Below are 18,504 nucleotides of genomic sequence, written 5' to 3' on the forward strand. Positions count from 1 at the left end.
CAGCGGGGCGGCCTGGGGCGTGGAGGCGTACCGGAACGCGAGGGCGGGGCGACTCCGCCTGGTCCTTTTCGGCGTCGCGGCCGGTGCCCTTGATGGGCCGAACGACGGAGACGTCCGTCGTCCAGGGAGGGCCGTGGGCCGCGCGCCTCGCGCGCCGGACGGCGGATTCCGGAGGTCCGCGCGAAAACCCCTTGCTCAATGGTCAAGAATCGTTGACCATTGTTGGCATGCCTACCGATGATCTTCCCGAGACGTTTCACGTCACCACGGACGAGCAGCTGCGCGCCGTCTCCAATCTCACGCGCCACCGGATCATGGCCGTGCTCCGCTTCGAGCCGGCGACGATCACACAGATCGCCGAGCGGGTGGGCCTGGCGAAGGGGAGCTCCAGCTATCACGTGCGGCTGCTGGAGCGGGCCGGCCTGGTGAAGGTGGTACGGACGCGGAAGGTGCGGGGTGTCACCGAGCGGTACTACGCGATGGCCGCGCGGGCGATCGTGCTGCCGGATCCGGGCGAGGGAGGGCCCGATGTGCTGATGCGGCATGCGGTGGCGGACCTGGAGGCGTCGCCGGCGGACGGCGAGCGGCACGTACGGATGGCGCATCTGCGGCTCACCGACGAGCAGTTCGCGCAGCTGGGGGCGCGGCTGCAGGCACTGGCGGACGAGTACCGGGAGCTGTCCGATCCGTCGCTGCCGGACGCGTCACTCGTCTTCGCACTGTTCCACCCGGCACCGCGCCAGCAGTCCGAGGGGAGCGCCAAGTGACCTCAGGAATTCGGAAGTTGCCCACCGGGTTCGCACGGCTGTGGACCGCGCAGACGGTCTCCTCGCTCGGCGACGGGGTCTCGCACGCCGCGCTGCCGCTGCTCGCGTTGACGCTCACGCGGGATCCGATGGCGCTCGCCGTCGTCACGGCCGCCGGGACGCTGCCGTGGCTGCTCTTCGGGGTGCTCGGCGGTGCGCTGGTGGACCGCTGGGACCGCCGGCGCACGATGTGGGTCATGGACGCGGCACGTGCGGTGCTGCTCGCGATACCGGCGGCAGCGGCCGCGCTCGACGTGCTGAGCATTGCGCTGCTCGCGGCCGTCGCCTTCCTGCTCGGCCTCGGCGGACTCTTCTTCGACACGGCCGCCACGGCCTATCTGCCGGCTCTGCTCGGCCGCGACCCCGCACTCCTGGAGCGAGCCAACTCCCGCCTGCGCGGAGCCCAGACCGCCATGTCCGGCTTCGCGGGGCCGCCTGCGGGCAGTGCGCTGCTCGCGCTCGGGCGGGCGGTCCCGCTGCTCGCCGACGCGGTCTCGTTCACGCTCTCCGCACTGCTCGTACGGTCGCTTCCCGCCCTGCCCCGGCCCGTGCCGGAGATCCGCGAGTCGCTGCTTCGGCAGGCGCGGGCCGGGGCCTCGTACGTCTTCCGGGACCGGTTGCTGCTCGGGCTCGCGCTCCGCCCGGCGGTCGGGAACATCGCCTTCCTCGCCGTGGAGACCGTACTGGCCCTCTTCGCGCACGAACGCCTCGGCATCGACACCTACGGCTTCGGCCTGCTCCTCACGGCGGAGGCCACCGGCGGTCTGCTCGGTGCGGGCATCGCCTCCCGCCTCGGCCGACGACTCGGCACCGGCACCGCACTGACCTGCACGGCCGCAGTCGAAGGGCTTGCCATCCTGGGCCTTGCCGCCGCCCCGAACCCCTACGTGGCCGGGCTGGCGCTCGCCGTCTGCGGGGCGGCCATGGGCGCCACGATGGTGCTCGGGCCCTCCCTGCGGCAGGCGATCGTCCCGGCCCACCTCATGGGCCGGGTCGCCTCCACCTCCCGCATGCTGGCCATGTGCGCCGCCCCCCTCGGAGCCTTCCTCGGCGGCTGGCTGGCCACCACCTACGACATCCGCACCCCGCTCTACGCCGCCGCCGGCCTCCTCCTGGCGATGACGGCCGTCACGGCATCCATGACCAGCAACCGCCGGGTCGAAGCGGCGCTGCGTGCCGCCGCCCCGGCCGGCGGTCCGGATCACCCGGCATCCAGGGAACCCGCCCGGGAGAACGCACCCGACGCGCTGTGACGCCTGCCGCGAAGACGTGACGACACGCCGGGCGCCAGGCCCCGCGGGGCGCGAGGAGTGGCCGGGCCGTTCGGGTGGCTCTGTTCACGAGAGAGGGCGGCGTTTCGACGGCACCGGCCTTCGGGTTGAAGTCGCCGCTGCACCAGGTCCTCGTCCCTCGGGCGCTGGGCGTAGGACTTCGGGTGACAACTCGATGCCGCCGCTAGGTAGTTTCTCGCTCACCGAAGGAATCTGTCAGCGGACCCGAAGGGTCCCTGGCCGTAGTCGATGAAGGCGATGAACGAGGCCTGGAGTTGCACGCCGCTGGCGATCACAGCCCGGCACCAGCGGGCTGGGTTCCTCGGGGAACCGGCGGCGGGTGAATACGCGAGCCCACCGGTACCGAGGCCGGTCCCCTGAGGGCTGTCCCGCAAATGATCTACGGCGTGCGGACTGACCAGCCCGTTTCTCCGTTATCCGGCCAGGGTGAGGTGGTGCAGGCGGGCGATGCCGAGCATGGCGTGGTGGACGCCGTCGCCTTTCAGGCGGCAGTCGCGGAGGATCTTCCACGCCTTCATGCGGGCGAAGACGTGCTCGACGCGGGCGCGGACCTTGCGGTGGGACGCGTTGTGTTCCTCTTTCCAGGGCGGGAGTTCGGCCTGGCCGCGCTCACGGCGGTGAGGGATGACCAGGCCGGTGCCCCGGTAGCCGCCGTCTGCGATAGCCGTGGTCCTGCCCACGGCATCCTTCGCGCCGGACAGCTCCCATGCCTTGCAGTCATTGCGGTTGCCGGGCAGCGGCCGGCCGACAGCGACCACGAGTCGGGTGTCGGCATTGACGACGACTTGGTGGTTGGTGGAGTACCGGTAGTTTTTCGACTGCTTGGCGATGGTGTGGTCGTGGGTAGGGACCAGGGTTCCGTCCACGATCAGTACGGTGTCCTTGCGGAACCGCTTGCGCGGCAGGAGCGCGAGCGACGGGCCGAGATGGTTGATGATGCGGTCAGCTGCAGACTTCGAGATGTCGAACAGCGGATCGAGCTGCCGCAAGGTTAGATTCGTTCGCCAGTACGCAGCCACCGACAACACCCGGTCCTCCGTCGGCAGGCTCCACGGCCGGCCCTTGCGGACCGGATCCGCGCCCTCTCGCCGTAGCGCAGTGGGCAGCTTGCCGAACTGGCGTGGGCTCAGCCCGGTGAATGGGGCTATCCAGGACGGCTCGGACGCCGTGATCACACCAGGCACAGCGAGATCGTCTCAAAGATCGATGCTGTGGAACGATGATCGGCATGGCAGGTCAGGTCTGGGTGTCACTCATATCGTTGGGCGGCGTTGTCCTCGGCGGTGTGTTGTCCTACCTCGTTCAGCACAGGACTCAGCAATCAGCGGAACGTGCTGAACAGCAACGGCAGCGGATCGCGTTGTCGGAGACCCGACGCGCGGAACGGCTGGCGCTGCTGGAGCGGTTCATCGAGGTGTCAGCAGAGGCGGAACGCTGCGCCTACACCCGGCCGTCCGAGTGGGAGGACACCGATGACTGGTACCTCACGACCCGGGACGTCATGTACAGGTTGTGGGTCGCGGATCGACTCCTCCGCATCCAGTTCCCTCTGACCGTGCATGACGCCGCACACGCGCACTTTCTCGACCTCAACAGGACGGTGTGGCACGGCTTGCCCGACGGTGAGAGCGTGCGGGACTACCTGGAGGGCAACCGGTCGGCGTTTCTCGACGCGGCCCGCGAGGTCATGGGGTAGCGCACCGATTAAACCTGCGTGTTGGGTCTTGTGTGGCGTGAAGCTGTTCCAAGCGACCATGTCTGTGTAACTCCGCAGTGGCGTACTAAGGCGTGGGACGAAAATAGACTTGGCCCCTCGCGAGTGCAGCCAGGCGGTGGACCCTACGGCCCGGACACGTGCAAGCAATGATACGTGTGGCGTGAAACCCGGCCTTCGGACCCGTGTGCGTTCCCCCGCTGAGCCGCACCCAGAACCGTCAAGCCAATGTGGGCGCGGTCTCGGGATATGCCCGCACTCCTCCTTCTACAGCTGGGAGCCGGCAAAGGGAACCAATTACCCCCGCATCGGATATGGGACCATCGTCTTCAACGAGAGGTGGCTCACTCGACGAAACTGTCAGAGGTCCGAATCTCGAACAATGTATGTGCTCGCTGTCGATGAAACAACGGGCATCGTTAGTAACGCCGGTAAGGTGGCAGTTCCTCTCTGTCTTTACCCGTGAGTTCGGACCGTTCATGCCTTCTGGACCCGTATCGCAGCGCGGCACTTGCCGGACTGGGGAATGGGCGATCTCCGCATCATCGGTTCCATGCAAACAACGTGCATGTGGGCTTAAAGCCTGACTCAACGTTTGGAAGGCGGGTGGTTTTCGATGCAGAAAAGGCTGACAAACAGGAGCATCAAGAACCTGGCTGTAACTACTGATCGCAACGGGATAGTGATCCGCGCAACGGCAGCCGGCCAGGCTGAAGACGGCAGATTCACTGTGGGCATTTATACCGAGGGGCTTGTCGACGTCCCCGTCGATACTTTCCACAGTCACATGCGGTTCATCCAGAATAACAACTTGTGGGGCGAAGTTGCTGACGCTTTGAAGGAAGCCGGAATCGCCACGGTCCCAATGAGTATTGGGACGGTTCGCCTCATCACTAACCTTGTGGCTGCGAAGGGTCGCCAGCTTCAAAGGGATGCCGATAACCCGGACGCGGTGGTGACTCCAAGATGTGGCTGTCCCGCCGACGGCACCGGGGACGCGGGAGGGGACGCGGGAGGGGATGCGGGAGACGCCGGCGGTGCTCCGCACTGAGCTGGCGTACCGCCGAACTGGGGCCCGCCGCCGACGACGACAGGACGGTACGGCGCGGCCAGGGCTACACGCTCCGAGTCAGCGTCGTGCCCTCGGTCCACCGTCAACTCCTCACCCACTGCCAGCCGTTCGCCGACATCGGCGATCCCGGCACAGCGCAAGACTCGCCGCGAGTACGAGCCGATGGGAGCACCGCTCTGATGTGGCGTGTGCTTACCACGGCTAAGAGCATCCGCCAGTAGGCGACCGTTCAATGCCTGCCTGGCCCTCCGTAGGCGTCAGGGAGCCGGTGCAGTGCCGGCGTCGTAGGTGGCGCGGGCGGCGGTGATGTCGGCTCGGTGGCGTTCTGCCCAGCCGACGAGCCCGGTGAGGCTTGCGTGGAGTTCGCGGGCCATGGGCGTGAGGCTGTATTCCACCTTGGGCGGCACGGTGGGGTAGACGGTCCGGATAAGCAGGCCGTCGCGTTCCAGCTTGCGCAGGTTCAAGGTGAGCATGCGCCGGCTGATGCCTGTGATGGTGCGTTCCAACTCGGTGAATCGGACCGGTCCGTGTGCGGCGGCGACGAGGATTCCGATGCTCCATTTGCCCGCGACGTGGTCGAGGACCTCGGTGAGCGGGCACGCCTCGTTGGTGACCTGGTCGGACACATCGGTGTGACTGCGTGACATGAAAGTGCCTCCTTCCATCGCACGTCATGGTTACAGAGGATGACTGCTGTAACAAGTCGTGCACCATTGGAAGGAATCCCCGTGCGGAGAACCAACGCATCAGCACAGACACCACGTTGGTCGGCACTGGCCGTGCTCTGTGCCGGGCAGCTGATGGTCATCCTCGACGGGACCATCGTGAACGTGGCGCTGCCGTCCATCCAGCGGGACCTCGGCTTCTCCTCGTCGGGCCTGGCCTGGGTGGTCAACGCCTATCTGGTCCCCTTCGGTGGTCTGCTGCTGCTCTGTGGAAGGGTCGGGGACCTCATCGGGCGCAAGCGCGTCTTCATCACTGGCCTGAGCGTCTTCACGACTGCCTCGCTGCTGTGCGGTGTGTCCCAGGACCCGGCGATGCTGCTCGCCTCCCGGTTCGTCCAGGGCATTGGCGGCGCGGTGACATCCGCCGTCACCCTAGGGATGGTCGTGACCCTGTTCCCGCAGCCGAAGGAGCGGGCCAAGGCCATCGGTGTCTACAGCTTCGTCCAGTCCGCCGGCGGCTCGATGGGCCTCCTCGCCGGCGGCGCCCTGACGCAGACCATCAGCTGGCACTGGATCTTCTTCGTCAACGCCCCGATCGGCATCGTGGCCGCGCTGTTGGCCGGACGCGCGCTCGCGTCCGAGCACGGTGTGGGCCTCGACAAGGGGACCGACGTCGTGGGCGCGCTCCTGGTCACATCCGCATTGATGCTCAGCGTCTACACGGTCGTCGAGACCACCAATTACGGCTGGACTTCCGCACACACGCTGAGCTTCGGCGCCGCGGCACTCGCCCTGCTCCTGGCTTTCGTCGCCCGTCAGGCGAAGGCGCCCCACCCGCTTCTACCGCTGCGTGTGTTCCGCTCGCGCAACGTCTCGGGAGCGATGGGCATCCAGGCCCTCATGGTGGCCGGGATGTTCAGTTTCCAATTCTTGTGCGTGCTCTACCTGCAGAAGGTGCTCGGCTTCGACGAGATACACACCGGCCTGGGCATCTTCCCGGTCTCGGTTGCGATCGGCTCGCTGTCCCTCCGCCTCTCGCCCAAGCTGATCGCGCGCTTTGGCCCCCGTGCCGTACTCCTTCCAGGACTCGCGCTCATCACGGCAGGTCTCGCCACGCTCGGCCGTGTACCGGCAGGCGGGAGCTATGTCGTGGACGTCCTGCCCGCGCTGCTGCCGCTCGGCGTCGGCTTCGGACTGGCGATGCCGTCGCTGGCCACGCTCGCGATGTCAGCGGCCACGCCCCAGGACTCGGGGATCGCCTCCGGCATGTTCAACACCATGCAGCAGATCGGCAGCGCCTTCGGCCTCGCGGTCCTCAGCACGCTCGCCACCTCGCACACGGATGCCCTGCTGGGCAACGGAGCAAGCACCGCCTCGGCACTCACGGGTGGTTATCAGCTTGCCTTCCGTATCGGCTCGTGCCTCGTCGCCGTCGCTCTCCTCCTCTCCGCCACCCTGCTGCGATCCCCCGCCACAGCGCAACGTCCAGCGGCCGAGGAGAAGCCGGTCGCCCAGAACGCCGCTCGCTGACCAGGCGGCGACGCCGCCCCGGGCAGGGGACGGGGCGAACAGACCCCGATCCACACCGACGGACGGTGGGTCGTGGAGCGCACGAACTCGTGGATGAACAACTTCAGCAAGCTCCGCCGGTGCACCGAACGTCGCCACGTCTGCGTCGAGTTCTTCATCGCCCTTGCCGCCGCGATCATCACCATCCGTAGCCTCATCCGCCGGGCGTGGGCCCTCTGTCGCTGCCCCCGACACCAGCAGGGTGTCCAGCCGGCTCTCGGCGTCGTCGAGGGTCAGGTCGGCCGGTAGGCGAACGCCGCTGGAGGTGGTCACCGGGCCGCCGCCGGCCGTCGCGATCTGCACGAGGCAGCCGGGCCGGTCGGCTCCGGCGACCCGGGTGGCGACGGAGAACACCTCGGCCGGGCCGGTGACGTCCAGCAGCTCGGTGCCGGGGAAGGCGACGATCACGACGCGGTGCGGTGGGGGCATGCCCTGATCATTCCGCCGGGTCGGACATGGCCGCAACGACCAGGATCTGTCACATCAGGCCATCGGGGGAGAGGGCGACCGGCGAGACGGTCCCGGCCCGGGCGCCCCCTGATCGCTGGCCCGCGACATCGGTATCGACCCGCCGGCCGGCGTCAGGCCTGTGTCGTGCCGGTCACCGCGGCGATGGCGGCCGCGACCGTGGTGTGCAGCTGCTGCGCGTCGGCTCCGGCGCGGGAGCGCAGGTTCACGCCGTGCGCCAGGAGGGCGAGGACGTCGGCCGCGGTGTCCGCGTCGGTGCCGTCGGCGAGTTGGTGCTGGCGCTGGGCCGAGACGACAGCGGTGTGCAGGGCCTCGCGCAGTCGCTCGTGCTGCCGGTCGAGGATGGCCTGGACCTCGGGGTCGCTGTTCTCGGTGCCCGCGTGGGCGTTGGAGACCATGCAGCCCCACCGGGCGTACTCGCCGGTGCAGCGGGTTTCGATCAGCCCGGTGAAGAACTCCGCGATGGCCGGCAGTCCCCGGCCGTCCTCCTCGAGCTTGCCCAGAGCGGGTCGCGAACGGCTGTCGACGTAGCGTTCGAGGGCGGCGCGGTACAGCTCCTGCTTGCCGCCGAACGTCGCGTACAGGCTGGAGCGGTTGAGCCCGGTCGCGTTCACGACGTCCTGGATGCCCGTCGTGGCCAGGCCCTGGCGCCAGAACAGCCGGACCACCGTGTCCAAGACTGCGTCCGGGTCGAAGTGCTTGACGTCCGGCATGACCACTCCCCGTCATGTTGGAATGAGAGTTCCAGGATATCCGCCCCGAGGTGTTGACGCGGAGCGGACCACACCCCCTATCTTGGAATGGCCGTTTCAAGATCTAGGGGAGGAACACCCGATGAGCGTCAACGCCGAGCTGCGAGCATTCTTCGACAGCCGCCAGCAGCAGATCCCCGCGGACATCCGCGCCGTCATGCGGCGCGCGGCCCAGGAGCTGGCCGCGTCCGGTCAGGCGCAGAGCGCCCTGGCCGAGGGAGCCCAGGCCCCGTCCTTCACCCTGCCCTCGGCCACCGGACGATCCGTCGGCCTCGACGAACTCCTCGCCGACGGCCCGGTCGTGCTGACCTTCTACCGCGGATCCTGGTGCCCGTACTGCAACATCGCCCTGCGCTCCCTGCAGCAGCACCACGACGCCCTCACCGCCCACGGTGCCCGCCTGGTCGCCGTCTCCCCGCAGGTGCCCGACGAGTCGCTGTCCTTCGCCGAGAAGAACGAGCTGGCCTTCGACGTGCTGAGCGACGTCGGCTGCGACACCGCCAAGCAGTACGGCCTCGCCTTCGACCTGCCGCAGGACCTCGCAGCCGTCTACGAGGGCCTCGGCATCGACCTCCACCGCTCCAACGCCGGCCACGCCCGCACCCTGCCCATCCCCGCGACCTACGTCATCGGCCAGGACGGCCTGATCCGCTGGGCCTTCGTCAACACCGACTACACCAGCCGCGCCGAGCCGGCCGACATCCTCACCGCACTCGACAACCTCTCCTGAAGGAACGCCGGCCACGCAGCGGCCGCTTGCGCCGGTCACACGGTCGGCAGCAAACCCTGGCCACCACGCCCCTGCATCCGGACCGACGCCCACGTCGGCCACTCGCGCACGATGCCCGGGACGGTGGTCGACGGCCCCCGCTTCTGGCCACACGCTGATCACGGAATGCGCGACACAGGTTGCCGAACCGGCGTGCGGTGCGGACTTTCTCCGTACAGGCGCAGTGCGTCCACCTCTGAACGCCGCAGTCCGACCGGCTGCTCGCCGTCCGCCGGCCCGTCGGTCCGGTGGACGGGCCGGCGGGGCTGGCCTCGCTGGAGAAACGCTGGACGATCAGCGCCATCGCCCGCCGCCTCAGCCTCGGCCGCAAGACCGTCCGCCGCTTCCGCGACACCGGCCTCGACGAGCTGCAGGCCTCTGCCCGCGAGCGCCGCCCCATCGGCGTCGTGGAGCCGTTCAAGGCATACCTCAACACCCGCTTCACCGACACCCAGGGCGGTCAGCGGCACCCGACTGTTCCTGGAGATCCAAGCTTGCGGCTACCGCGGCAGTCGCCAGGTCGTCCGCAAGCACCTCGCCGCCCTCCGCGCAGGCACCGCCGAACCGGTCCGGGCCGACATTCCGAGCCCCCCGCAAGATCACCTCGTGGATCATGCGGCCTCGCGAGACGCTCACCGAAAGCCAGGACGAGCGACTTCTTCAAGTCCGTCTCGCCTGCCCGCACATCACCAGGGCCTGCGATCTCGCTTGGGCGGTCGCCGACATGGTCCGCCACCAGCGCGGATACCTGCTGCTGGAGTGGATCCGGCAGGCCGAGCAGGACGCACCGAAGCCCATGAAGAGCTTCGCCGGCTTCCTCCGCCAAGACCTCGACGCCGTCACCGCTGGCCTGACCCTGCCCTGGAGTTCCGGGGTCGTTGAAGGACATGTAAACCGGGTGAAAACACTCAAGCGGGCTATGTGCGGCCGGGCCTCCTTCGCGCTCCTTCGGGCCAGAATCCTCACTCAGGCATGATCTCACCTGACCGCGAACGAGCCGACCGCACGAAGCAGCATCAGCTGGGCCTGCATGCCATGTCCTTACGGCGGCGCATCCTGCATCCGCATCCGAGTCGCCTGGTGGAACAGGCCGCGGACTCCGGTTACCAATGCCCATACCAAGAGGGGAAATGCCGCTACCCGTTCCATGCCGCCCATCCCGAGTCCGAGATAGCGGTGGGCGAGGAAGAGCCCAAAGGCTATGAGCGCCGTTACCCCCAGCAGGCTGGTCGCCCAGCGCAGCGGACCCGGCACATCGTCCGCCAGTCCGACGCCCGCTAGCACAAGACCGATGTTGCCCATGGCCATGATGAGCAGCGCACCCAGGACATGCTGGTTCTCGTGGACGTCCGCAGGCGCTAGCCCGGCGATCACGAATCCCATGCCGGCGCAGGCCAGCAGCCACCGGGCCACGAGCGGGCGCGCGCCTCTGCGCCATACAGCGCCGGTGAAGAAGACACCGACGGCGAGGAGCGTCCCCATAGTGATGAACGAGGCGTTCATCAGGCCGTGTTCGGGCGAGCAGATATAGCGGGGTTCGGGTTCCGACTGCATGGCGCAGTGCGCGTTACCTAAGTCGCTGATGTTGTTCCGCGCCCAACTGTATGGTCTGGCCCAACCTGATTCGGCGATCACGTGGGCCACAAAGAACTGCGCCACACCTGCAACCCACGCGGCGTATCCGATCCGAGACTTCATATCCACCTTCTCTCGCACGGTTCACGTGCGAACAGGGGATCATGCGCGTCTGGCCTCAGGCACTCCTACAACCCCCCGGGCACGAGGTGGGGCAGACCCCACATCCAGCCACGTCTCAGGGCTTCACGAAACTGCGGACAGAGCCTTGGATCTCCTCACCCTGTGCTGAGGATGGCCCCGGAGTTGCTCGCCTTGATTCCTCAGGCGTGCAAGTGCTGATCTGCGGGTTGCCGAACTTGAGGGGCTGGCTCTTGGTCGGGTGGCTGGGCGGGCACGAGAGCTGGGAAGGGGCGGTCCGAAAGGGCTCTCTCGTGGGCGGGAACAGGTGGTGTGGGAGCGGGTTCAGGGTTCGATGGCGAGGTGTTCGATGAGGTCGTCGCGCAGCGTGAACCGATAGCGGAGATCGATGGTGCCGCCGGGGAAGTTGCCTTCGAGGTGGTGTGTGGCGACGTAGTGGGCCGTGTCGGTCTGCTGGGCGTTCGTGAGGTGGATGGTGTAAGTGAATTCGGTGGCGGATCGGTCCAGCCACCGCTCGATCGCGGCGCTTCCCTGGTAGGTGTTGCCGTCGTCGATCACTGTGGCGTCGTCGGTGAACGTCGTGACCGCGGTGGCGGTGTCGTGGGCGCGGTGCGCTGTGAGGTAGCGGGTGATCACCTCGGGCAGGTCGTCCGGGGTGATGGTCCGGGTCCGGTTGTCGTGCATGACGCTCCTGTTGGTGGTGGCGGGTTCAGACGGTGGGGGTGGTGCCGCCGTCGATGACGTGTTCGGCGCCGACGATGGCCGAGGCGCGGTCGGAGACGAGGAAGGCGACGAGTTCGGCGACCTCCTCGGGCCGGTTGGGACGGCCGAGCGGGATGCCTCCCAGGGAGTCCATGAGCCGGCCCAGCGCCGCTTCCTGGCTGATGCCGGCGTCGTGGGCGATCCGGGTGACGAGGTTGTCGGCGGCCGAGGTCTGGACGAAGCCGGGCGAGACGGTGTTGACGCGGACGCCGTGCGGGGCGACCTGGTTGGCCAGGCCCTTGCTGTAGGTGGTCAGGGCGGCCTTGGCGGCGGCGTAGGCCAGGGTGCCGTTCCACAGCGGCATGCGGCGCTGGATCGAGGTGACGTGTACGACCGCGCCCTTGCCTTTGGCGATCATGTGGGGGAGGAGTGCGCGGTCCAGGCGGACGGCGGCCAGCAGGTTCGTGTTCAGCTCCCTTGCCCAGTCGTCCTCGCCGAGCGCGGCGAATCCTCCTGCCGGGGCCTCGGAGCCGCCGAGGGTGTTGACCAGGATGTCGACGCCTCCCACGCGGGCGTCCACCTCGGAGGCGACGTGGGCGGCGCCCTGGGCGGTGGACAGGTCGGCGGCGATGAACGTCTTCTCCTCGACGTCGTCGGGGCGGCTGCGGGCGGTGACCAGTACGGTCGCGCCGGCCTCGGCGAGCCGTCGGGCGATCGCGGCTCCGGTGCCCTTGGTGCCGCCGGTGACCAGAGCGCGTCGGCCTTCGAGGGACTCGCTGATGGATGTGGTCACGTTGTGCTCCGTTCCCGGGCGCGGGTATACGAGGCGCCGCTCCCGTCCAGACTGCTAAAATAGAAGCTACTGACTTCGACATTAGCAGTAACGGAGGGGATGGTCGCCGTGGCGAGCCGCATCAGGCTGGAGGACCGGGAGTGCCCGCTGTCCACGACGGTGGAACACGTCGGCGAGTGGTGGACACTGCTGATCCTCCACGACGCCTTCGACGGCTACACCCGCTTCGACCAGTTCCAGGAGAGCCTGGGCATCTCCTCCAGCATGCTCACCACCCGGCTGAAGACCCTGGTCGCCGACGGTCTGCTGGAGCGCCGGCCCTACCAGACCAGCCCCGTCCGGCACGAGTACGTCCTGACCGAACTCGGGCGCTCCCTGCGCCCGGTGATCGTCGCCCTCGCCGCGTGGGGCAACTCCCGCCTCGCGCCGACGGAGCGCAGCATGATCCTCGTCGACGCGCGCACCGGCGAGGAAGCCGAGCCCGTCGTCGTCGACGCCAAAACCGGCCGCCGGCTCGACGACAGCGCCGCCTACGTCTTCACCGCGGGCCCCGCGGCCAGCGACGCGATGCGCACCCGCTACGCGGCACGGCCGGCCATTCCCGCGGAAGAGGCGCAAGTCCGCCCGGAAGAGCCTCGTACAGCCTTGAGCAGGGCCGCGAGCACGGGCTGCACCTGACCAGCCTCGCGGCACCGGCTTGTCGCCGGCGTGAACCTGATCGCCGAGAACGGTTCGCCGGTGCGCTCGATGTGCCCGGCCGGCCGGTGTCGCAGTTTCGCGACCGCCGGGTATGCGCCCGCACCGGGAGCGTCGGCCGAACCACTCGCGCAGCTGCGCGCCTGCCATCGGCTGCCGTCGCAGCCGGCAGGCACCGGAACCTTGCGCCGATCAATCCGGCCGAATGCGCCTGAAAGATCCAGAATAGGCGCATGACAGCAAAGGCATACAACGACGACGCTGTCGTCATCGCCCGATCTGCCCAGATCCCGGTCCACGGCAGGCTCCGGAAGTCCCACGCACAGTTGTCGGGGAAGTGGTTCGGCAGCCTCACTCCCAGCAACTTGCGCACCGACCTGTATCCACTGCTCGAAAGCGGCGATCAGCTCACCTTGCGCTTGCCCGACGGCAGCGAGGGCACATTTGCTGCCGATTGGACTTCCGTGAACGGCGTGACCGGCTCCATCCGCATCGTCGGGACGGGGCCGCCACCGTTCTGACAGAGCACACCTCACCGTCTCGGCACCCCGGCGTCGCGCAGCGGACACGCTCCCCCTGAAGGCCCCGCTGCGCGCCGCCCGCCTCGACATCCCAGCGTCCGCCTCGGCGCCGACATCAATCCCGCGGCCCAGCCGCCTACCGGCTGACCGACATACCAGCAGGGTGCATGGGGCCCGGCGGCCACGCGCTGGCCGTGGTCGGCCTCAGCCGGTCACCCGGGGGGATGAGCCAGCCTCTTCACGTCCGCCCTGCATGGAGCCGAGCATTCTGCGGCCGGCCGAAGGAAAGACCGCGCGTGGCGTACGGAATTCCTGTGCTCGGCTTGGGCGACCGGCTGCCATGGCGCTGTGGTGAGAGGAGCTTCTGGGAGGAGGAGATCGCAGCGTCTGCGCCCTGCGGCTCGGCGGCGACGTGCGGGGGCCGACGGCGAGCCGGCGCCGGGCTGGACACGTCGCGTTGAGCTGCTCAGTGCCGCGGTCGGGGGAACGTTGACGGTGCTCGCCGCCCTCGTTGCGCTGGGCATCAGTGTGTGGAGCAACCGCAGCGAAACGGAGACGGCCAGGGCAGGGCAGATCACTGACCGCTACACGGCGGCCGTCAACAACCTCGGCAATTCCTCGGCAGGTGTCCGGCTGGGCGGTATCGACGCCCTTCAGCGCATCATGAAGGACTCCCCGTCCGATCAGGCATCCGTCGTGGACGTCCTCTCCGCGTACATCCGCACCCACTCGCGGCCGGCCGGAAAGGAGAGTGCCGGCTGCTCGGGCCGTCCCGAGGCCGACGTGCAGGCGGCCTTCGAGGTCCTGGCACGGCGCGATCCAGGCCAAGACGGCGGTTCAGAGGTGGACCTGCGCGAATCCCATCTGCGCCACATCGGCGTACGCAGCGCCAGCCGCAAGGGAACCATCGAACTGGATCTGACCGGGGCGGACCAGGCTCACCTGCCGAACTCCAACCTCAGCGGCGCGGACCTCAGCCATGCCAACCGCCCCGGCGCGGACATCCACTGCGCCTGCCTGGTCGGAGCGCCCCTCGGCACGGCGGCCCTCACGGACGCCGACCTGCGCGGGGACTGGCTGGACCAGGCCGATCTAGGCCACGCCCGTTTGGAGCACACCAAGCTGGCAGAAGCGAGCCTGGTGGATGCTTCGCTCGCACATGCCACGATGCCTGACGCGGACATGCACCATGCCGGCCTGCGCGGTGTAGACCTCCGCGGCGCCGTCCTTGCGAATGCGGATCTGCGGGGAGCGTATCTGCGCAACGGGCAGCCAGCGGATCGTCAAGGGCAGGCCGACCGGCTGGACTTCCCGTAAGGCCACTCAGGTGACGGCTGCTCAGCTGACCGCCGCGAAGTGGGACTTCTGGTCGGTCCTACCGCCGGAGATCGCTGACGATCCGCGCATCAAGGCCAAGATCGCCGACTCGGAGCTGGGGCCCAGTCCCAGCCAGAGCTGTGGCGGACGCGGCTGAGAAGGCACCGCCCGCGTCCAGACCGCGCCCGGCTCGCACGGGCCCTCTACGAACGGCTGGACCGCCTCAGAGAACCCCTCCCGCCCGCCCCATGGCCCGCAGGGGCAGCGGTCGCTGTCGTACTCATCGGCGTCATAGCTGGCGAGCGCGGCCGTCGCCTCCCACATGGCCTCATCGCCGTAGTTTGGCACCCCCAGGCCAGGTGTCAGATCGTCACTGTCCGGATCCAAGTCCTCGGACCGGGCCAGCACCTCGGCCAAGAAATGCTGCGCGGCCTTCAGCAGACCGGGATTCCTCCAGCCGCAGGCCGAACCTGGTTCTGACGGCTTGCCCCCTGTGGCTGTGGTGAGGCCGGGCGAGGTCTCAGCCGACGGTGACGGCCATTTTGCCCAGCGCGCTGCCCGCTTCCATGACCCGGTGGGCTTCGACGATCTCGTCGAAACGGAAGACCCGTGCCGGCCTTGCCGGGAAGGTCCCTGACTCGACCTTGGCGTAGATCGCTTCCAGGGGAACGGCGGCGAGCGGGAACTCGGGGCTGCCCATGACGAACGCGCTGCCGAAGAAGCTGAGCTGCACGCCGGTGGGCAGATCGGCGATGGGATCGAAGTCGCGCACCGGCTCGAAGCCCCCGAGGAAACCGAGTTGGCAGACTCGTCCACGAACGCGGACCGTGGCCAGGGAGTCGCGCAGGACGGTGTTGCCGACGAGATCGAACACCGCGTCGATCGGGGCCGTGCCCTTGTCGACCTGCGCGGCCAGGTGGCCGTCGTCGATGAGGACGTCCTCGGCGCCGAGTTCCTTCAGGAGCGGCGCGTGCGCGGGATTCCGGGTGGTCGCGAGCACCCTCGCACCGTGGTCGACGGCGAGGTTGACAGCGGCCTGGCCGAGGGAGGAGGTCGCTCCGCGCACCAGGACCCGCTCGCCGGGCCGCAGGCCCAGATTGCCGAACAGGCCGTACCACGCCGTCGCATAGACCTCGGGGACGGCCGCCAGCTCGGCCCATCCCAGTGAGGAGTTCACCACGGCCACGTTGGTGGCCGGTACCGTGACCAGCTCGGCGTAGCTGCCGTTGCGGGTGCGGCCCATGCCGCCGAGGATCGCCACGACCGGGGTTCCGGGGGCAAGGCGACCCGAAGGGTCAGCCTCGATCACGCCGGCGCACTCGATGCCGGGGACGGCCGCGACCTCGCCCCAGGCACCCGCGCGCATGTATGCCTCCGCGTGGTTGAGGCCGAATGCCCTGACCCGGATCGACACCTCCCCCTGCGCCGGCACGGGATCGGGCAGGTCGGTGATGTGCAGGACCTCGGGTGCGCCGTAGGTGGAGATGACGATGGCCTTCATGAACGGATCCATTCTTGAATAGTGGTTCAACTATTGGTCCGGAAAAAGAGCCACCGCATGCGGTGGCTCCACAGATCGAGCGTCAGACGAGCACGGCGAAAGCGTTGTCGACGATGGCGCGCAGCACCGTCGCGTCGGGGTTCGCCTTCCCCACGACCATCAGCCCCTGGCAGGTGGCGACCAGCACCTTGGCGCTACCGGCCGGGTCCACCGAGGCGCGCACCTCGCCCGCGTCGAGGGCGTTGCGCAGGGCTGTGGTCATGCACTGCTCAAGGCGGGCGAGATGCCCGCGGACGACGGCGGCGGCCTCGTCGTCCTCGGCGGCGTTCTCGATCGCCGTGTTCACCAGCAGGCACCCCTGCCGGCCTTCCGGGCTGAGCAGGTCGTGCACCAGCCCGTCGAAGTACCCGCGGAGCGCGGCCAGCGAGGCGCCGGACGCAGCCAGCTCACCCAGCTTCTGGGGGACGATCAGCTTGGAATACCGCTCCAGCGACCGCAGGAACAGCGCGTGCTTGCCGCCGGGGAACGCGCTGTAGAGGCTGCCGGGCTTCACCCCTGTCGCCTTGACGAGATCCTCGACAGACGTGGCCCGATAGCCCCGCCACCAGAAGCGCAACATGGCCTGGTCCACCACGGCGTCGGGCTCGAACTCTCGGGGTCTGGGCATGGCACGAAGATACATGAGCGACCATTCAAGAACAAGCGCGGGCCTCACCACCCCCACCGAGCATGCTTCAGCCCACCGCCCGCCCCCTCGGTATCGCCTCCGACGGCCGACCAGTCCAAGAACCGGCGCCACCACTCGCGCCTGAGCGGTCAACCACAGGGAAAGCGAGGAACAGCCCCGGCCGATTTCGCCGCTCCGTCCGCAGTTCCATGAACCCCCAGGCCAGGGAAATGAGCGAGGAGACCATCCCCTCGTCCACGCTGCTCAAACAGCTGTACTCAGGTCCCCGAAGAACGCCACCTACACCGACTCCCACGAGGCCGGACGCATGATCCGCCCCCTGCAGCCGCCGCACCGGGCGACCACTGCTTCCAGAACGAACCCCAGCACACTCCCAAGCACCTATGCCGCGGCCCACTCCAGTCCGAGGTGGGCCCGTGCGTGAAGCTTGGCCCCAGTGAGTTTGATGCGCCGGGCCTTCTGGTTCATGATCCACACTCCGAGCCGCATCTCGGTGCCGTCTTCGAGTCGTTCCACGTGCGCCCTGGGCACTCGCAGACGTCCTTCCCGGGTCTTGAACCGGGCGAGGGCCACCCCTGTCTGGAAGGCTGCTCTTTGCGCGGTGCAGGCACGCCCAGTCTGCTGTCATCGCCAGGAGCAGCGCCACCACAGGCGCGGCCCACAGTTTGACGTCGAGGGAGTTGAGCCACCGTTCGGGGTGTCCGCCCGGGTGCCGGATCACGTAGTTGGTGAGCGTGTGGTGCGCCACCGCGGCCGCGAACGGCACCGCCGCCAGCGGTTTCCACCAGCCCCGCGCCCGCCACAAGATCCCGACCGCGAGTCCCGTCACGGCCGTCCACGCCAGGTGACTGAAGGCGGCGACGGTGACGTCACCGGTCGGGCCGAGGTCCAGCGCAGCGGCCGGAGCAGGCAGCCAGGAGGTGAACACCCCGGCCGGCCCCGGGATGTACGGCGGCGAGAGGCTGTCCGGGACCAGCCAGCCGCCGTAGCGGACGAGCGACCGGTCGACATCCAGGGAGTAGCGCAGCAACGCCTCCAGCAGCCCGAAGCCGGCGCCGAGCGCCGCCCCCAGCACGGTGAAGTCGGTCAGGCCCCATTGGCGACGTACCTTGACGTACAGCCCGGCCAGCAGGAGCGGTGACACTTTCACCAGTTCCTCGACCCACGGAGCCGTGGTGTACGAAGTAGTGTTCACGACCTCGACCAGCGACCGGCCGGCGGTGTCCGCGAGCGCGCGCGTATAGGCGAGTTCCAGCACGGCCGCGACCGTTCCACAGGCGTAGACGCCCACCATCACGGCCCACAACACCGTCGAGAGCCGTACCGAGCGCGAACACTCATTGCACGGTCGCCACCGTTCGGCCGCGCCACGTGCACAGCTGCGGCGACACGGATTCGTTCACCCGTGGATCAACCGGCCAGGCCGAACAGGTCCGCTAGGCGGGGGGGGGGGGGGGGGGGCC

The 18,504-nt window shown here is 68.6% G+C and carries 21 protein-coding genes and 2 pseudogenes; 12 read left to right on the forward strand and 11 right to left on the reverse strand.

Annotated elements, in window-relative coordinates:
• Nucleotides 1–227 precede the first annotated feature (227 nt).
• Together IE244_RS34515 and IE244_RS34520 are read left to right on the forward strand one after the other, a co-directional pair.
• Nucleotides 228–767, forward strand: a complete 540-nt coding sequence (locus IE244_RS34515) for an ArsR/SmtB family transcription factor (RefSeq protein ID WP_191877519.1) — start codon at nucleotides 228–230, stop codon at nucleotides 765–767.
• A gap of 17 nt (nucleotides 768–784) precedes the next feature.
• Nucleotides 785–2,059: an MFS transporter gene (locus IE244_RS34520; RefSeq protein WP_229854574.1), complete on the forward strand. Its 1,275-nt coding sequence runs from the start codon at nucleotides 785–787 to the stop codon at nucleotides 2,057–2,059.
• Nucleotides 2,060–2,511: 452 nt separating this feature from the next.
• Here IE244_RS34520 and IE244_RS34525 read toward each other — a convergent pair whose 3' ends face one another.
• A complete protein-coding gene (locus IE244_RS34525) occupies nucleotides 2,512–3,282 on the reverse strand; it encodes a transposase (RefSeq protein ID WP_191877521.1) in 771 nt (256 codons plus the stop codon).
• A 35-nt stretch (nucleotides 3,283–3,317) separates the two neighbouring features.
• Here IE244_RS34525 and IE244_RS34530 point away from each other — a divergent pair, with 35 nt between their 5' ends.
• Nucleotides 3,318–3,794, forward strand: a complete 477-nt coding sequence (locus IE244_RS34530; protein WP_191877522.1) for a hypothetical protein — start codon at nucleotides 3,318–3,320, stop codon at nucleotides 3,792–3,794.
• Nucleotides 3,795–4,428: 634 nt separating this feature from the next.
• Nucleotides 4,429–4,863 (forward strand): hypothetical protein, encoded by a 435-nt coding sequence (locus tag IE244_RS34535; RefSeq protein WP_191877523.1) that lies wholly within the window; start codon nucleotides 4,429–4,431, stop codon nucleotides 4,861–4,863.
• A gap of 278 nt (nucleotides 4,864–5,141) precedes the next feature.
• Here IE244_RS34535 and IE244_RS34540 read toward each other — a convergent pair whose 3' ends face one another.
• A complete protein-coding gene (locus tag IE244_RS34540) occupies nucleotides 5,142–5,531 on the reverse strand; it encodes a winged helix-turn-helix transcriptional regulator (protein ID WP_191877549.1) in 390 nt (129 codons plus the stop codon).
• A 153-nt stretch (nucleotides 5,532–5,684) separates the two neighbouring features.
• Here IE244_RS34540 and IE244_RS34545 point away from each other — a divergent pair, with 153 nt between their 5' ends.
• Nucleotides 5,685–7,079 carry an MFS transporter gene (locus tag IE244_RS34545; RefSeq protein WP_229854584.1) on the forward strand — a complete coding sequence of 465 codons (1,395 nt, stop codon included), beginning with the start codon at nucleotides 5,685–5,687 and terminating at the stop codon, nucleotides 7,077–7,079.
• 30 nt (nucleotides 7,080–7,109) lie between these two features.
• Nucleotides 7,110–7,367: pseudogene (locus tag IE244_RS34550) on the forward strand (hypothetical protein); the annotation flags it as partial.
• Here IE244_RS34550 and IE244_RS34555 read toward each other — a convergent pair.
• A pseudogene (locus IE244_RS34555) lies at nucleotides 7,362–7,547 on the reverse strand (AraC family transcriptional regulator); the annotation flags it as partial. The pseudogenes IE244_RS34550 and IE244_RS34555 overlap by 6 nt on opposite strands.
• A 152-nt stretch (nucleotides 7,548–7,699) precedes the next feature.
• Complete coding sequence (locus IE244_RS42900) at nucleotides 7,700–8,299, reverse strand: TetR/AcrR family transcriptional regulator (protein WP_191877525.1); 600 nt, start codon at nucleotides 8,297–8,299, stop codon at nucleotides 7,700–7,702.
• A gap of 121 nt (nucleotides 8,300–8,420) precedes the next feature.
• On the opposite strand from IE244_RS42900, the gene IE244_RS34565 reads away from it, so the two are divergent.
• On the forward strand, nucleotides 8,421–9,068 hold the full coding sequence (locus IE244_RS34565) for a peroxiredoxin-like family protein (protein WP_191877526.1): 648 nt from the start codon (nucleotides 8,421–8,423) through the stop codon (nucleotides 9,066–9,068).
• 158 nt (nucleotides 9,069–9,226) lie between these two features.
• Here IE244_RS34565 and IE244_RS34570 read toward each other — a convergent pair whose 3' ends face one another.
• Entirely contained in the window at nucleotides 9,227–9,577 is a 351-nt protein-coding gene (locus IE244_RS34570) for a hypothetical protein (protein ID WP_191877527.1), read from the reverse strand.
• Between the two features lie 143 nt (nucleotides 9,578–9,720).
• Here IE244_RS34570 and IE244_RS34575 point away from each other — a divergent pair, with 143 nt between their 5' ends.
• Complete coding sequence (locus IE244_RS34575) at nucleotides 9,721–10,083, forward strand: transposase (RefSeq protein WP_191877528.1); 363 nt, start codon at nucleotides 9,721–9,723, stop codon at nucleotides 10,081–10,083.
• Between the two features lie 65 nt (nucleotides 10,084–10,148).
• Here IE244_RS34575 and IE244_RS34580 read toward each other — a convergent pair whose 3' ends face one another.
• From IE244_RS34580 to IE244_RS34590, 3 genes are all read right to left on the reverse strand, one after another.
• Nucleotides 10,149–10,805 carry a DUF998 domain-containing protein gene (locus tag IE244_RS34580; protein WP_191877529.1) on the reverse strand — a complete coding sequence of 219 codons (657 nt, stop codon included), beginning with the start codon at nucleotides 10,803–10,805 and terminating at the stop codon, nucleotides 10,149–10,151.
• Between the two features lie 342 nt (nucleotides 10,806–11,147).
• The gene (locus tag IE244_RS34585) at nucleotides 11,148–11,507 is read right to left on the reverse strand and encodes a nuclear transport factor 2 family protein (RefSeq protein WP_191877530.1); all 360 of its coding nucleotides are present in this window, start codon (nucleotides 11,505–11,507) and stop codon (nucleotides 11,148–11,150) included.
• Nucleotides 11,508–11,532: 25 nt separating this feature from the next.
• Nucleotides 11,533–12,318 carry an SDR family oxidoreductase gene (locus tag IE244_RS34590; protein WP_191877531.1) on the reverse strand — a complete coding sequence of 262 codons (786 nt, stop codon included), beginning with the start codon at nucleotides 12,316–12,318 and terminating at the stop codon, nucleotides 11,533–11,535.
• A gap of 99 nt (nucleotides 12,319–12,417) precedes the next feature.
• Between IE244_RS34590 and IE244_RS34595 the strand changes: the two genes are divergently transcribed.
• From IE244_RS34595 to IE244_RS34610, 4 genes are all read left to right on the forward strand, one after another.
• Nucleotides 12,418–12,996, forward strand: a complete 579-nt coding sequence (locus IE244_RS34595; protein ID WP_229854575.1) for a winged helix-turn-helix transcriptional regulator — start codon at nucleotides 12,418–12,420, stop codon at nucleotides 12,994–12,996.
• A gap of 251 nt (nucleotides 12,997–13,247) precedes the next feature.
• Complete coding sequence (locus IE244_RS34600) at nucleotides 13,248–13,535, forward strand: hypothetical protein (protein WP_191877532.1); 288 nt, start codon at nucleotides 13,248–13,250, stop codon at nucleotides 13,533–13,535.
• 495 nt (nucleotides 13,536–14,030) lie between these two features.
• Nucleotides 14,031–14,852 carry a pentapeptide repeat-containing protein gene (locus IE244_RS34605; protein ID WP_191877533.1) on the forward strand — a complete coding sequence of 274 codons (822 nt, stop codon included), beginning with the start codon at nucleotides 14,031–14,033 and terminating at the stop codon, nucleotides 14,850–14,852.
• 10 nt (nucleotides 14,853–14,862) lie between these two features.
• Complete coding sequence (locus IE244_RS34610) at nucleotides 14,863–15,009, forward strand: hypothetical protein (protein WP_191877534.1); 147 nt, start codon at nucleotides 14,863–14,865, stop codon at nucleotides 15,007–15,009.
• Nucleotides 15,010–15,372: 363 nt separating this feature from the next.
• On the opposite strand, the gene IE244_RS34615 is transcribed toward IE244_RS34610, so the two are convergent.
• The 3 genes from IE244_RS34615 to IE244_RS34625 form a co-directional block, all read right to left on the reverse strand.
• A complete protein-coding gene (locus IE244_RS34615) occupies nucleotides 15,373–16,365 on the reverse strand; it encodes a zinc-binding dehydrogenase (RefSeq protein WP_229854577.1) in 993 nt (330 codons plus the stop codon).
• A gap of 70 nt (nucleotides 16,366–16,435) precedes the next feature.
• Nucleotides 16,436–17,020, reverse strand: a complete 585-nt coding sequence (locus tag IE244_RS34620) for a TetR/AcrR family transcriptional regulator (protein ID WP_191877535.1) — start codon at nucleotides 17,018–17,020, stop codon at nucleotides 16,436–16,438.
• Nucleotides 17,021–17,087: 67 nt separating this feature from the next.
• Complete coding sequence (locus IE244_RS34625) at nucleotides 17,088–18,350, reverse strand: PrsW family glutamic-type intramembrane protease (protein WP_268252922.1); 1,263 nt, start codon at nucleotides 18,348–18,350, stop codon at nucleotides 17,088–17,090.
• Nucleotides 18,351–18,504 lie beyond the last annotated feature (154 nt).

The sequence above is a fragment of the Streptomyces filipinensis genome, from assembly GCF_014649495.1.
Lineage (GTDB): Bacteria > Actinomycetota > Actinomycetes > Streptomycetales > Streptomycetaceae > Streptomyces > Streptomyces filipinensis.